Annotated in this window: 12 protein-coding genes; 6 read left to right on the top strand and 6 right to left on the bottom strand. The window is 74.0% G+C overall.

Annotation, left to right across the window (positions count from 1 at the left end; all coding sequences use genetic code 11):
• Positions 1 to 23: 23 nt before the first annotated feature.
• Positions 24 to 473 (top strand): ribonuclease domain-containing protein, encoded by a 450-nt coding sequence (locus AOM46_RS21175; RefSeq protein ID WP_078857047.1) that lies wholly within the window; start codon positions 24 to 26, stop codon positions 471 to 473.
• Between the two features lie 126 nt (positions 474 to 599).
• Here the strand turns inward: AOM46_RS21175 and AOM46_RS21170 are convergent, their stop codons facing one another.
• Complete coding sequence (locus AOM46_RS21170) at positions 600 to 1,619, bottom strand: LacI family DNA-binding transcriptional regulator (protein ID WP_062214152.1); 1,020 nt, start codon at positions 1,617 to 1,619, stop codon at positions 600 to 602.
• A gap of 281 nt (positions 1,620 to 1,900) precedes the next feature.
• Here AOM46_RS21170 and AOM46_RS21165 point away from each other — a divergent pair, with 281 nt between their 5' ends.
• The 4 genes from AOM46_RS21165 (at position 1,901) to AOM46_RS21150 (ending at position 5,878) form a co-directional block, all read left to right on the top strand.
• On the top strand, positions 1,901 to 3,049 hold the full coding sequence (locus AOM46_RS21165; protein ID WP_062214151.1) for an ROK family glucokinase: 1,149 nt from the start codon (positions 1,901 to 1,903) through the stop codon (positions 3,047 to 3,049).
• Positions 3,046 to 3,615 (top strand): hypothetical protein, encoded by a 570-nt coding sequence (locus AOM46_RS21160; RefSeq protein ID WP_062214150.1) that lies wholly within the window; start codon positions 3,046 to 3,048, stop codon positions 3,613 to 3,615. The genes AOM46_RS21165 and AOM46_RS21160 overlap by 4 nt, the downstream gene beginning before the upstream one ends.
• 73 nt (positions 3,616 to 3,688) lie before the next feature.
• Positions 3,689 to 4,387, top strand: coding sequence for a GNAT family N-acetyltransferase (locus AOM46_RS21155; RefSeq protein ID WP_234313895.1), 699 nt, complete (start codon positions 3,689 to 3,691; stop codon positions 4,385 to 4,387).
• A gap of 120 nt (positions 4,388 to 4,507) precedes the next feature.
• Positions 4,508 to 5,878 (top strand): hypothetical protein, encoded by a 1,371-nt coding sequence (locus AOM46_RS21150; RefSeq protein ID WP_158920534.1) that lies wholly within the window; start codon positions 4,508 to 4,510, stop codon positions 5,876 to 5,878.
• A gap of 11 nt (positions 5,879 to 5,889) precedes the next feature.
• Here AOM46_RS21150 and AOM46_RS21145 read toward each other — a convergent pair whose 3' ends face one another.
• The 3 genes from AOM46_RS21145 to AOM46_RS21135 form a co-directional block, all read right to left on the bottom strand.
• Complete coding sequence (locus AOM46_RS21145) at positions 5,890 to 7,728, bottom strand: glycoside hydrolase family 71/99-like protein (RefSeq protein WP_199824034.1); 1,839 nt, start codon at positions 7,726 to 7,728, stop codon at positions 5,890 to 5,892.
• A 273-nt stretch (positions 7,729 to 8,001) separates the two neighbouring features.
• Positions 8,002 to 9,144, bottom strand: a complete 1,143-nt coding sequence (locus AOM46_RS21140; RefSeq protein ID WP_062214396.1) for a glycerate kinase — start codon at positions 9,142 to 9,144, stop codon at positions 8,002 to 8,004.
• 123 nt (positions 9,145 to 9,267) lie between these two features.
• Positions 9,268 to 10,704 carry an NAD(P)/FAD-dependent oxidoreductase gene (locus AOM46_RS21135; protein WP_062214148.1) on the bottom strand — a complete coding sequence of 479 codons (1,437 nt, stop codon included), beginning with the start codon at positions 10,702 to 10,704 and terminating at the stop codon, positions 9,268 to 9,270.
• 184 nt (positions 10,705 to 10,888) lie between these two features.
• Here AOM46_RS21135 and AOM46_RS21130 point away from each other — a divergent pair, with 184 nt between their 5' ends.
• On the top strand, positions 10,889 to 11,572 hold the full coding sequence (locus AOM46_RS21130) for a GNAT family N-acetyltransferase (protein ID WP_062214147.1): 684 nt from the start codon (positions 10,889 to 10,891) through the stop codon (positions 11,570 to 11,572).
• Between the two features lie 19 nt (positions 11,573 to 11,591).
• Here AOM46_RS21130 and AOM46_RS21125 read toward each other — a convergent pair whose 3' ends face one another.
• Both AOM46_RS21125 and AOM46_RS21120 read right to left on the bottom strand, forming a co-directional pair.
• The gene (locus tag AOM46_RS21125; RefSeq protein ID WP_234313894.1) at positions 11,592 to 12,413 is read right to left on the bottom strand and encodes an inositol monophosphatase family protein; all 822 of its coding nucleotides are present in this window, start codon (positions 12,411 to 12,413) and stop codon (positions 11,592 to 11,594) included.
• Positions 12,414 to 12,533: 120 nt separating this feature from the next.
• The gene (locus tag AOM46_RS21120; protein ID WP_234313893.1) at positions 12,534 to 13,865 is read right to left on the bottom strand and encodes a hypothetical protein; all 1,332 of its coding nucleotides are present in this window, start codon (positions 13,863 to 13,865) and stop codon (positions 12,534 to 12,536) included.
• Positions 13,866 to 13,913: the final 48 nt, after the last annotated feature.

Genomic DNA, 13,913 nt, shown 5'->3' with positions numbered 1-13,913 from the left:
CTACGCGCGTCACACTGGTTGGCATGGGCATGAATCGCGTATCCAGGACCGCCAGGGGCGCACGCGCCGGCGCCCTCGGCGCGCTGCTCGCCACCCTGTTGGTGGGCGGCCAGGCCACGGCAACGGCGGCACCCCCCACTCCTGCCCCGACCCCCGGCCACGCCACGACGGCCTTCGCTCCGCTGGCCTTCGGCGACATCTGCTACGGCGCCCTGCCCGCCCAGGCGTACGACACGCTCGACCTGATCGAGCGGGGCGGCCCGTTCCCCTATCCGCAGGACGGCGGCACCTTCTACAACCGTGAGGGCCTGCTGCCCGGCCAACCCACCGGCTACTACCACGAGTACACCGTGGAGACTCCCGGCAGCGGCGACCGCGGCGCGCGGCGGATCGTCACCGGCGACTCCCCACGGGAGGACTACTACACCGCCGATCACTACGCCTCGTTCGACCTGATCGACTACGGCTGCTGATCCCCCGAACCGCTGTCCCCCCACGGCGGCGCCGGGACCGTCCCCCACCGGTCCCGGCGCCGCACCTCTCACCGGCGCCGTTCGGGGCCGGGGAACTCACCCGAACGTGTGAACCGCGTGGCTCGTTCAGTCCTCGCTCGGCGGTGGTCCGGTCGAGCCGCGCAGGGTGAGCGAGGGCGCCGTGTCCTGGAGGTCGCCCGGCCGCTGTCCGCCCGCCGCTGCGCGCAGTCGCCGCGCCGCCCGCGCCCCGTAGGCCCCGATGTCCCGGCTGAGCGCGGTCAGCGGCGGGTCGACCAGCTCGCAGAGCGCGGAGTCGTCCCAGGCCACCACGGACACATCGGCCGGCACCCGGAGGCCGAGGCCCTGCGCCGCCGTCACGCCGGAGAGGGCCATCACATCGTTGTCGTAGAGGATCGCCGTCGGCCGCGAAGGGCCCGAGAGCAGCTCCCGGGTGGCGGCCGCGCCCCCCTCGCCGCTGTAGTCCGCCTCCAACGTGCGCCCGGCCAGGCCCAGTTCGGCGGTCATCCGGTCGAACGCCACCGCCCGGACCGAGGTGTGGCGCAGCCGGGCGGGGCCCGACACCCGGGCCAGCCGTCGGTGTCCGAGACCCGCCAGATGCCGCACGGCGACATCGACCGCCGCCGCGTCGTCGCTCCAGACCGCCGGCAGCCGGCCGGTGCCCAGCGGTCCGCCGATCACCACCGCCGGCATGCCCAGCTCCTCCAGCACCGCGACCCTGGCGTCGGACAGCTGCAGGTCGACCAGGAACACCCCGTCCACCGCGCGCCGCGCCCACCAGGAGCGGTACAACTCGATCTCGGCCGCCTGGTCCTCCGCCATGGTGAGCAGCAACGGCGTGGTGTCCCGCGCGAGTTCGGCCTGGATGCCGGAGAGCAGCTGCATGAAGAACGGTTCGATGCCCAGCGTGCGCGCGGGCCGGTCGATGACCAGACCGAACGCGCCGGCCCTGCCGTCCGAGAGCGCCCTGGCCGCGCTGCTCGGCTGCCAGCCCAACTCCTCGGCGATGGCCAGGATGCGGCCCCTGGTGGACTCCGAGACCCCGGGGCGGCCGTTGAGCGCGAAGGACACGGCGGCCTTGGTGACCCCCGCCCGGTCGGCGATGTCCCGCATGGTCGGGCGTTTCAAGCGGACCTCCTTGGATGACCGGCGGCCCGCTCGGCGCACCGGGCGGGCTGACCGCAATGATCCCCGGAGCGCGGCTGCGACAATCGGGCGGTCCCCCCGTCACCCGGGCGGGGCAGCCGGGGCCGCCCGCCCACCGCCGCCCGGCGCTTCGTACGCCGTTCCCCCGCCGGTCGTCGCCCGTTGTGCCCCGGGTCACCGGGGCGCCGCCCGGCGTTGGCCGGTCCGCTGCCAGCCGGTGGGCAGCCCGCCACCCTCCGCCGGCGTAGGGCACAATCGAGCCGATGAGTACCTACCGTGAGCGTGCGCACCGCCAGACGGCACGGGCTTCCGTGCTGCGTGCCATCGCCAGCCGCGAGCGCTCCTCACATCTGTCGGCGCCCCGGGTGCCGACCGTGGGGATCGACATCGGCGGCACCAAGGTGATGGCCGGTGTGGTGGACGCGGACGGCACCATCCTGGAGCGGCTGCGCACCGAGACGCCGGAGAAGTCCAAGAGCCCCAAGGTCGTCGAGGACACCATCGCCGAACTCGTGCTCGACCTCTCGGACCGGCACGATGTGCACGCGGTGGGCATCGGCGCGGCCGGCTGGGTGGACGCCGACCGGTCCACCGTGCTCTTCGCCCCCCATCTTGCCTGGCGCAACGAGCCGCTGCGCGCGGCGTTGGCCTCGCGTCTCGCCGTTCCGATCATGGTCGACAACGACGCCAACACCGCCGCCTGGGGCGAGTGGCGCTTCGGCGCCGGCCGGGGTGCCGACCATCTGGTGATGATCACCCTGGGCACCGGCATCGGCGGCGGGATACTGGAGTCGGGCAAGGTCAAACGGGGCGCGTTCGGGGTGGCCGGCGAGTTCGGGCACATGCAGGTGGTGCCCGAGGGGCACCGCTGTCCCTGTGGCAACCGTGGCTGCTGGGAGCAGTACAGCTCGGGCAACGCGCTGGTGCGCGAGGCGCGTGAGCTGGCCGCCGCCGACTCGCCGGTGGCGCACCACATCCTGGCCCGGGTGGAGGGCCAGATCGGGGACATCACCGGCCCGTTGATCACCGAGCTGGCCCGCGAGGGCGACGCGATGTGTGTGGAACTGCTCCAGGACATCGGACGTTGGCTGGGTGTCGGCATCGCCAACCTCGCAGCCGCGCTCGATCCGGCGCGCTTTGTCGTCGGCGGTGGGGTCAGCGATGCGGACGAGCTGTTGATCGGCCCGGCCAGGGAGGCGTTCAAACGGCAGCTGACCGGCCGGGGTTACCGCCCGGAGGCGACGATCGTGCGCGCGGCGCTCGGCGCCGACGCCGGCATGGTGGGCGCCGCCGATCTGGCCCGGCTGGTGGCCCGCCGGTTCCGCCGGGCCAACCGGCGCCGGGCCGAGCGCGCCCAGCACCCGGGCTTCGAGCTGCGGTTGACGCCGCGCGGACGGGCCGGTGACGCATGACCAGCACCCTGGGCACCAGCACCTCCCCCGGGGTGCCGCAACGACCGCCGCACCGGCCGCGCCACCGCTGGCTGGTCGCGCTGACGGTGCTGCTGCTGATCGCCATCCCCGCCGGCTATATGGTGCTCTCCGCCTACCAGAGCCGGGACAGCGGCGAGGACAAGGCCCGTTCCGCCTCCGCGCGGACCCTGGTCTACGAATGGCCGAGCAAGGTCCAGCGCCGCATCTACGACATCCCGATCCCGGGCGGTTCGGCCTATGTGGGGCATTTTGAGACCAACTCCTGGGACCGCAGCACCATGTATGTGGAGTTCCGCTGCTCGCCGAGTCAACTCAGCGGATTCCTCGAATCGTTGGGCACCAGCCGCGCCGCTCTCGCCGAGGGCACGGTGACCATCTCGGACGAGGAGGCGGACCAGGTCGGTTGGTCCTTCGAGGACCAGGACCGGGTCTACGCGGGCACCGTGGTGCGCCAGTCGGACCAGGAGCCCGAGGTCTCCATCACCGTCGACCTCACCAAGGAGGAACGGCCCCGCGTCTACGCCGTCTCCACCACCGAACCCTGACCTCCCGCGCCGTGGCCGGGTTGCGATCATGGGCCGGGGAACCGTGGGACAAGAGGCGCGGAAGGGACGGACGATGGAGGGTGCGGTGCCGCCGGTGGACGAGGAGCCGGGCGGGGGCGAGGCGGCGGGCGACAGCGCGTTGGCGCGGGTGCTGCGGGCCGCCGCGCGGGGGGAGTTCCCGCCGGGCGACGGCGGGGTCACGGTGATCCCGCCGCCCAACGCGCGGGACAGCGGCGTGCTGGGCATGACCGCGCATGCCGTCGTCTTCACCGACCAGGACCCGGAGTGGGTGCGGGCCACGCTGCGCGCCGCCTCGCCCGACCCGCTGGCGGCCCCGCTGGGGCCGGCCTTTCTGGCGGCCTTCGGTGCCCGGACGGGCCGCCGGGTCAACTGTGTGGATCTGCTGACGGTGGCCCCGGCGCTGCCCGGGGAACCGGAGTTGGAGCTCACCGAGGTCAGCGGCACGGACCACCCCCGGGTGGTGCGGGCCCGACGGTTCCGCGACCGGGTGCGGGTGTGGACGACTCCGGACGGCGGGGTGCTGGTGCTGGGAGCCGGCGTGGCCGGCCGCCTGGAGGTGGCGATCGAACTGGACGAGGCCGCCAGGGGGCGCGGCCGGGGCCGGGAGTTGGCCCTGGCGGCCCGCCAACTGGTGCCGGCGGGCGAGCTGTTGTGGTCCCAGCAGCCGCCGGGGAACGCCCGCAGCGTGCGCACCTTCCAGGCCGCCGGCTACCGGCCGGTCGGTGCCGAGGCACTGCTGATCGTGGACTGACGGTCCCGCAGGGCCTTCGGCGGTCGACCCATGGCCCGTTGTCAGTGGGTCCGATTACTCTGTGTGTTCAGTCGGTTGGGGGTGGCCGGAGGGCGGTCGGCCCGGTGCGGAGGGGGAGCCATGAGAGGTCTTCGGGATGCGGCGGTCACGCCGGCGCGCGCTCGGCGCGGCGTGGCGTGGGGGCCGCTGGTGGTGCTCCTGTTCCTGGGCGGCGGCTGGGCCGCGGTCACAATGGGGGTCGTTTGGTGGTTGGCGCTGGTCTGGGCGGTGGCGCTGGCCGGCCTGTGCTGGATCACGGCGGTGGCCCTCCTGGAGTCGCCCCGGCGCTGGCCCACCGCCGAGGTGCCGCACGATGCCGGCCCCGGCCTGTGGCTCTCCCAGGTCAAGGAGGTGGCCGCCCGGATGCGGACGCTGGCCGGGCGCCATGGCGAGCCGGGCCGTGGCGGGCTGTTGGAGGTGGCGGAGGCCGCCGATCGGCTCAGGGACACCGCGCTCGCGGCCCTGCGGCTCCTGGAGACGGCGGGCCCACGAACGGCGGCGGAGCTGAGCGAGGCGCGGGAGGCGAGGCCGCGCATACCGCCTGGCCCGGCGCGGGCGGCCCACCGGGCCGAGCTGCGGCGGCTGGACGACTGGCTGGCCTTCCGGCGCGCGTTCGAGGCGGCGCGGGGCGAGCTGCTGGGCACGCTTGAGGGCGGCGTCTTGGCCCTGCGCACGGCGGCGAAGGCGGAGAACGAGCGGCACAAGCGGGCCGCGCGCGGGCGCGAACTGCGCCGGCGTGGGCCCGAGTTGGCGGAGGCGCTGGCCGCCGTCGAGCGGTGTGACGCGCTGCTGGGCGCGCTCCGCCCGCCGCCCGGCGGCAGCCGGCTGCGTCGGCCCCGCTCGCTGGCCCTGGCCGGTTTCCTGGCCGCCTGGCTGGTCGCGTTCGGCGTGCTGCTCTGGTGGCCGCGGGGCTGGTATCTGATCCTGATCTGCACCGCGCCCTTCCTCGGGCTGCTGGCCTGGGGATACTCCGCCGCCGGTGGCGGCGCCGCCGCGTCGAGGTTGCTGCGGTCCGGCACTGGCCTCCTCGCGGGGCTGGTCGGCGGGGCGGTGCTGATCACCACGATGGGTGGCGGGGTGTTGGCCTACCACGAGCTCTTCGGCGAACGCGCGGTCGCCGAGGTCGTGTCGACCACGGTGGAGCGCGAGGCGCGCTGGCACGACCGCCCCACCGGGCGGAACTACGGGGTCGTCGAGGCGGGCACGGGCCGGGAGCTGGGCCGGATGTACATCGGTCCCCATGAGCGGGCCCATGTCCGGGATCGGCTGGCGGTCTCCGTCGACCGCTTCGGGGTGGCCGATCCGGTCTCCGCCGACCGGCTGCGCACCCTCTCGCCGCATACCGCGCTGATCGTGGGCGGGGTGGTGGGCCTGTTGGCGCTGCTGCTCGCCACCGCCCGCGCGGAGGCGCGCCACCACCGAATATCCGGTGGCGGCGCGCCCGTCGACTGATCGGGCTCCTGTCAGTCGACGGTGATCTCCAGGTTGTCGATGAAGGCGTCGAAGTCGCCGGTCGCCTGGTTCCGGTCGTAGCCGATCAGGATGGTCTCGATCGTGGTGCCCGCCAGCTCCGGGCCGAACTCGCTGACGATCGTGGTCCATTCGCCGACGGTGCCCTTGGGGGCCGCCGGGTGCATGTCCACCCCTTCGGTGGTGGTGGCGGCGCTGTCGCGCAACGTGGTGCCGTCGCTGAGCACGAAGTCCACCGCGATCTGGCGGCCGCCCTCGTTCTTCGGCAGGAAGTCGTAGGAGAGCCGGGTCCCGGCCGACACGGGGATGTGCACGTCGAAGGCCGCCATATACGCGTAGGAGTGGTCGGGTTGGGGAGCGTGCCCCCGCAGGCGGAGCGCGGACCGGCCGCCCCGCTGGTCGGTCCCCGTCGCGACGCGGAGCGTGGGGCCGCCCTCCCCCTCGGGGCCGGTCACATTGGCCGTGCCCCCGGGGCCCGGAGTGTCGGTCCAGGTGGGCTGGGCGTCGACGTCCGCCTCCAGACCGGTGCGGAAGAACACCGGCCCCTCGGAGAGCGGCACCGGAATCTCCGTCTCCAGGGGCTCGTCCCCGGTGATCATCCGGCTCGCGTGCGCCGCGAGCCGCAGATAGAAGTCGGGGGAGGTGAACACCCCGTCCGAGCTTGTGGTCTGGAAGTACTGGTCGGTCGGGATCATCGAGGAGTCGCTGGCGGCCGGCGCGATATTGGTGCCCTCGTCGTACTCGTCGAACATGGCGATAAACGCCTGGGGGATGTCGAGCGAGCGGACATTGACGGCCTGCTGCCACAGGAACTCGCCGCCGGCGCGGGGGATCTGGTTGCGCTCGCCGCCGTTCCAGTTGGCCCAGGAGAAGCCCGGGTAGATCACCGGGAGATAGTCCTGGCCCCGGCTGGCCAGATCGTCCCGGTCGGCCTCCAGAGTCGGGGTGAGATCCCCCTGGCTGCCGACGAACCATGGCGAGATCATGTCGAAGGCCCGGTAGACGGGGGTGAAGCCGGGCTTGGAGTTCGCCTCGGTGCGCCATCCGGATGGCACCGCCCCGATCACATAGGCGCCCTGTTCCTGGAACCACTCGACCACGCGCAGCGCGGTCTCGGCGGAGCCGGGGCGGTTGCTGAAGCCGAAGCCGAAGACCGCCACGACGGGCCTGCCGTCCTCATGCGCGTAGGACGGCGAATCCGGCAGCCCGAGCGTGCCGTTGACGCTTTCCGTCCAGTCGTTCCTCAGCGTCTCCTCGACGTTCTCGTCGGTGAGGCCGCTGATGTCGTACTCCAGATAGAAGCCCCGGTCGTGGTCCTCGGCCGCGTCCCTGGCCATGGCCGTGATGGCGTCGCGCTGCTCCTTGCGTTCGGGCACCACCATGTCCTGGCCGAACCGCTGGAGCGCCGCCCCGTCGATGCCGTACTCCCGCATCCAGGAGAAGTGTTGGTCGACGACCTCGGTGGAGTAGGAGGAGAAGAGCGTCGCCGGATCGCCGTTGCCCAGCCCCGCGTAGCCGGTGGGGAAGTGCGCGGAGTCGGGGTAGGCCGACATGTCCGGCCACATCTCGAAGGTCTGGTTGCCGGGGGAGGGTTGGCTGCCGTTCCAGTGCCGCCACTGGTTGACCGGGGAGCCGTCGCCCTCGGCGGAGAACCAGCCCTGATAGCCGGCGTACACCTGGCCGGTGATGGAGTGGTGTCCGGCGGCGGGCGCCGGCTCCGCGCCCGCCCGGGGCAGCGCGGCGGCCCCGGCGAGCAGCCCGGCGGCCGCCAACAGCGCCACCCCGGGCACGACGAAGGGAAGTCGCCGGCCGGTCTCTCCGTGTCGATGCATGCTGTCACCCTTGATCGTGGGCGGTGGGGGGAAGTGCCGCAGCGATGGAACATGAAAGTCCAACGGATTGGCTTAGTCAACCCTCTGCGCCCCGGATCACTCGATGATCAGCGGGAGTTGGGCCATACCGACGGCTGGTCGCCGCCCGGCCGGTGGCCCTTCTGGCAGATAATTACTTTGTCGGCTGTGTCGTGGCGCTGCTCGTCGCGCCCCTGACTCCTGGTTCCAAGGGGCGGGCCGGCCCCGATCGTCGGAAGGGCCGGGCGACGCACCCTAAGGCGCCAGCCGCTCCTCGGCGAGCTGGGCGGCCACGCGTTCCAGCAGCGGGCCCGCGTTGTCCATGCTGCGGCGGGGGTTGGGCTCCAGCGCGGTCAGCGGATAGGCGGCCTCGATGCCCGCGCCGGCCAGGTCATCCGCGTCGATGGCCAGCCGGCCGCAGACCGCGAGCACCCGACGGTCGGCCGCGCGGGCCGCCGCCGCGACGCCGGCCGGAGCCTTGCCGCGCAGCGTCTGTTCGTCCAACGAGCCCTCGCCGGTGATCACCACATCGGCCTCGGCCAGCGCCTCGGCGAAGCCCAGCACATCGAGCAGCACCTCGATACCGGGACGGAAGGTGGCGTCCAGGCCGATCAGCGCGCCGAAGCCGACGCCGCCGGCCGCGCCGGCACCCGGCGCCTCGGCCAGTTCGGCGACCCGGCTGCCCTCGACACGCTCCAACACCTCGGCGAAATGGGACAGCGCGCCGTCCAGCACCTCGACTTCCAGCGGGTCGGCGCCCTTCTGCGGGCCGTAGACGGCGGCCGCACCGGTGGGGCCGCACAGCGGATTGTCCACGTCGCTGGCCAGCACGAACTCGGTGTCCTTCAGCCGGGGATCGAGGCCGGAGAGGTCCACCGTGGCCAGCTCGCGCAGCGGCCCGCCGCCGAGCGGGACCGGATCGCCCTCGTCGTCCAGCAGCCTGGCGCCCAGCGCCATCAGCATCCCGGCGCCGCCGTCCGTCGTGGCGGAGCCGCCCACGCCGAGGATGATCCGGCGGGCGCCCGCGTCCAGCGCGGCGGCGATCAGCTCGCCGGTGCCGAAGGTGGTGGCCGTCATGGGGGCGAAGGTGCGCGGCGGCAGCAGCACAAGCCCAGACGCCTGCGCCATCTCCACCACGGCGGTGTCCCCGCGCAGCGCGAACCGCGCGGCCACCGGCGTGCCCAGCGGGCCCGTCGCCTCGACATCGACCGGGGTGAAGCCGCCGGCGACGGCCGCGTCGACCGTGCCGTCGCCCCCGTCGGCCACCGGCAGCGCGGTCACCGTGACCTCCGGGCGGATCTGACGGATACCGGCCGTGACATGTTCGGCCACCTCGGCTGCGGTGAGCGAACCCTTGAACTTGTCGGCGGCGATCAGCACGCGCCAGGTCTGCGTCATTCTGCGGTCCCTGTGGTCGTTGCGGTCGAACACGGACCCTATCCGGCTCCCCGCCCCACCACCACGGTTGCCGGATGCCGCGCCGGTCACACGGCCCCCGGGCGGGCCCTGGGCCGGCTGTCGCTAGATCGACAACGCCGGTGCGCCCCGGCGGAGTTGGCGCCACACCGCCTTGGCGGCGTTCTGCCCCGACATGCCATGCACCCCGGGCGCCGGCCAGGTCGCGGACGAGCAGAGGAAGACCGCGGGGTGCGGGGTCGCATAGGGACGGAACCCGATCCGCGGCCGGAACATCGTCTGGGTGCCGGAGAAGGCGCCACAGCTGATGTCGCCGCCCACATAGTTGGCGTTGCGCCGGGCCAACTCGGGCGGTCCGGCGACCGCCCGGGCCAGCACCAGATCCCGGAAGCCGGGCGCGAACCGCTCGATCTGGCGCTCCACGGCGTCCGTGAGATCGCCCGTCCACCCGTTGGGCACATGCCCGTAGGCCCAGTACACATGCTTGCCCGCGGGCGCCCGGCTCGGGTCGAACAGGGTCGGCTGGGAGGTGACCAGGAACGGCACCTCCGGGGCCTCGCCCCGGACCGAGGCCGCCCGCAGCGCCTCGGTGATCTCGGCGCTGCTGGAGCCGAGATGGACCGAGCCGGCGCGGCGCGCCTCCGCCGAGGTCCAGGGCACCGGCCCGTCCAGCGCATAGTCGATCTTGAAGGCGGCGGCGCCGTAGCGGAAGCGCCGGTAGGCGCGGCCCAGGCCGGCGATCCTGGCCAGCGCGGTGGGGGAGGTGTCGAAGACATAGGCGCGCGCGGGCGGCAGTTCGTCCAGCCGCTTGACCTCGACGCCGGTGTGGATCTCCCCGCCGAGATCGCGCAGATAGCCGGCCAGCGCGTCGGAGATGGCCTGGGAGCCGCCCCTGGCGATCGGCCAGCCCACCTCGTGCGCCGCCAACGCGAACACCAGCGCCACCGCGCCGGTCGCCGGCGTGGAGGTCGGCGCGATCACATGCGCGGCGAGCCCGGTCAGCAGCGCCCTGGCCCGGTCGTCGCGGAAGCGCCTGACCAGCCAGGAGACGGGCGGGGTGCCGGTGAGGCCGAAGCGGGCCAGCAGCAGCGGATCGCGAGGCAGCCCGTCCCAGGGCACCTTGAGGAAGTCGCCGACCAGCGTCTCCCACCGCCCCAGATAGGGCGCGAGCAGTCGGCGGTAGGCGGCGGCGTCGCGCGGGCCCAGGCTGGCCGCCGTCTCGCCCACGGTCCTGGCCAACACGGCGGCGCTGCCGTCCGGGAACGGATGCGCCAGCGGCAACTCCGGCTGCACCCAGCTCAGTCCGTACCGGTCCAGCGGCATCGCGTTGAACGCGGGCGAGCCGACGCCCATCGGGTGGACGGCGGAGCAGGGGTCGTGCCGGAAGCCGGGAAGCGTCAACTCCTCGGTCCTGGCGCCGCCGCCGACGGTCTCCTTCGCCTCGAAGAGCGCGACCGACATTCCGCGCCTGGCCAGCTCCACGGCGGCCGTCAGCCCGTTCGGCCCGGCTCCCACCACGACCACGTCACGCAACGCAGGCAACGTACGGCTCTCCCCTCAACGGTGAGTCACAGGCGGAACAGCACCCCGAGGATACGCCGCCGTCCCCGCCGCCCGGCGGCCGCCGTCCCGTCGCGCGCCCCCGCCCCGGGGACGGACGAACGGAAGGACTGGCGGACGGATAATCGGTTGTCCCGCACGGGTGTTGGGTCACAACCTGGCTCGTATGGGTTACACCGTGCGTGCCTATCGGCCGGCCGACGAACCGTCCTGGCTGCGCTGCCGGGTGCTTTCCTTCCTGGACACCCCGTACTACGACAATGTGCTCACCGCCAAGCCGGCGACCCCGGCGCCGGGCTTCTCCCTGGTCGCGGTGGACGAGGAACGGCCGGCCGGGGATGCGGTGGTCGGCTGTCTCGACCTCACCATGGCCGCCCCAGCCGCAGCCGATGGAATCGCCGCCGACCCAGCCGCAGCCGACCCAGCCGCGGCCGACGGAACCGCGGCCGACGGAACCGTGGCCGAGCGGCTGGCCACCATCGAGACCATCGCCGTGCATCCCGATGCTCAGCGACAGGGCATCGCCACCGCACTGCTGGCCGAGGCCAGGGCCCGCGCCGAGGCGGCGGGGGCGACCACCCTGGACGCCTGGACACGCGACCAGCCCGCCGGCCTCGCCTGGTACCACGCCGTGGGGTTCCTGGAGAGCGACCACTATCTGCATGTTTACGCCAACCACTATGCCGACGCGGGCGAGCCCGCACGGGCGGTGGAGCGCCCCCGGCCCGGCCTCGATCCGGTCATGATCTTCAACCATGCCCAACTGGACCGCGAGGCCGAGATGCGCGCACAGTTCCAACGCGTCTATGTATGCCGCAGGTTCAGCCAGCCGCTCGAGCCCAACCGCTGAGCCCGGAGCGCAGGCGAGGTCACCCGACCCGGACTCCCTCCGCGTCCTCCGATCCGAAGAGCGCGATCAGCCGCCGGGCGGTGGCCTCGTCGCGGGCCGCGGTGAACGGCATGTCGTTCCCGCCGGCCAGCCGGAACGGGGCCCCGTCCCGGGTCAGCTCAAGGCCGCCCGCCTCGCGGACCAGCAGCAGCCCGGCCGCATGGTCCCAGGCCTTCTCCCAGTCGAACGCGATGGCGTCCAACTCGCCGCGCGCCACCGCCAGATATTCGAGGCCGGCCGCCCCGCAGGGGCGTGCCGCCACCCCCTCGGTCTCCAGCGCGGCCAGCGCGCGCTTCTGCCGTGGCGAGGTGTAGTCGGGGTGGGAGTGGGCCACCCGCAGCGGGCGCGCGGGGTCGGGCGCGCCGGCGTGCAGCCGTACGCCGTCCAGCCATGCGCCGGCGCCGCGCCAGGCGTGCGCGAACAGGTCGTGCGCCGGCGCGTACGTCCAGGAGCCCAGCAGCTCGCCACGGTGGGCCAGCGCGACCAGGGTGCAGAACCCGGGCTCGCCCCTGACGAACGGCCGGGTCCCGTCCACCGGGTCCACGATCCAGACCGGGGCGTCCCCGGAGAGGGCCGCATAGCGCGCCGGATCCTCGTGCACCGCCTCCTCGCCCACCACCACCGAGCCGGGGAGCAGCCCGGCCAGGACGGCGGTGAGGGACCGCTCGGCGGCCTGGTCGGCGACCGTCACCAGATCGTGCGGCCCGGTCTTCACCGAGATCTCGTCGTCCGCCAACTGCCGCCAGCGCGGCAGGATCTCCCGGGCCGCGACCGTCCTTATGGCCTCTGTCACTGGGCTCACCAGCTCTTCCGCTCTCACCCGCCCATCGAACCACGCCCAGGAGCGGCGGATCGGTCGAGTGGGGGCGAACCAGTGGATTCCATCATCAGAGCCGCAGGTGCGCCGGGGCGCGCGCCCGGTTCAGGCCACGCCCGCGCGCCGGAGTTCGCTGGTGACCGCGAAATGGTGGCCGGGGGAGACCTCACGGGCGGCGGCCAGCAGGATCGGCACCAGCACATCGGGGGCGGTGTGCGCCGCCTGCGCCGCCTCCTCCGCCGTGCGGGCCCGCACCAACCCCCGCAACAGCGCGATCGCCTGGCGGCCGAGGCCGAACCCGCGCAGCGCGGCGGCGACCGAGCCGACCTCGGCGGCCGGCCGGGCCGCCCCCTGCCGCAGCAGCTGGTCGCAGTCCCGCTCCCGCCCCGCCAGGGACAGCGCCTCGGCCGCCGCCGCCAGCGCCTTCGGCGGCAGCGAACCGGCCTCCCACAGCAACGTGGTGGTCTCGGCGCCCAGGCCGGCCCGCTCCAACTCGGCCAGCAGCAGCGCCAGTCGGATCGCCGAGCCGCCGGCCGCCGCCGAGAGCAGGCCGTGCGCCGCCCCGCTCTCCCCCCGCGCCCGCAGCTCCCGCAGCTGGTCGACGGTCCTGGCCGCCGCCTCCCGGTCGTCCTGGCTCACCCGCTCCTCAAGCGTCGGCCGATGCTCCTCCAGCGCGCCCGCGAACCGGGAGCCGCTGGGCGGCCGGACCTGGGCGCCCGTCGCCGGTGCCGGCTCGGGGACGGCCGTCGGCCCGGTCGGCGGGGTCGGCTCCGGCTCGTCCGGCACCTCGATGCCGGCGAAGCGCGCGCCGCGCGGCCGGCGCGCCGGCTTGGACCGCTTACGCGCGGGGGCCGGGGCCGGGGCCGGGGCCGGCTCCGGTGTGGCCTGCTGCCGGGGGAGCGGGGGGCGCTCGGCGAGCCGTGCCAGCCGGGCGTGTGCCTCGGCGCGGCGGGCCAGCACGCGCTCCTGATCGTCGCGGGCCCACTCCGCGAGCCCGGCCAGCCGCTCCGCCTCGGGCAGCTGCCCCATCCGCCGGGCCGTCTCCTCGGCGTGCGCCAACATCCGAAGCCGCGCGTCGAGTTCCGCGCGGGTCCGGTCGAGATCGGTCAGCAGCAGCGTCAACGCCTCTTGTCCGCCCGGCAGTTCGTCATGGGCCAGGATCGCCGCCTCGTAGTGGGCGCGCAGCCGCCTGGTCGCGCGCCGCGCCGGCTCCGGGCCGCTCCGGACCGCAAGGTCCTGCACCAGATCGGCCACGGCGTCCCACGGTGGCAGCGCCCGACCGGCCAGCCAGGCGGCCAGCTCCGCACCGTTGCGGCGCTCGAAGGCCCCGAGCCAGCCGGACGCCGGATCGAGGACGTCGGCCAGCGCCCGGAGCTCGACGGTGAACGCCGCCAACCGGGCGGTCCACTCGCGTTCCGTCATGGACGCGTCAGGCATGGGCACATCAGGCATGGGCGTACTGAACCAAGCCGTGTTACGAACCTT

Source organism: Streptomyces sp. NBRC 109706 (genome assembly GCF_000974485.1).
GTDB lineage: Bacteria > Actinomycetota > Actinomycetes > Streptomycetales > Streptomycetaceae > Streptomyces.
The sequence above is the reverse complement of the archived record's forward strand: the minus strand, read 5'-3'. Positions and strand labels throughout refer to the sequence as shown.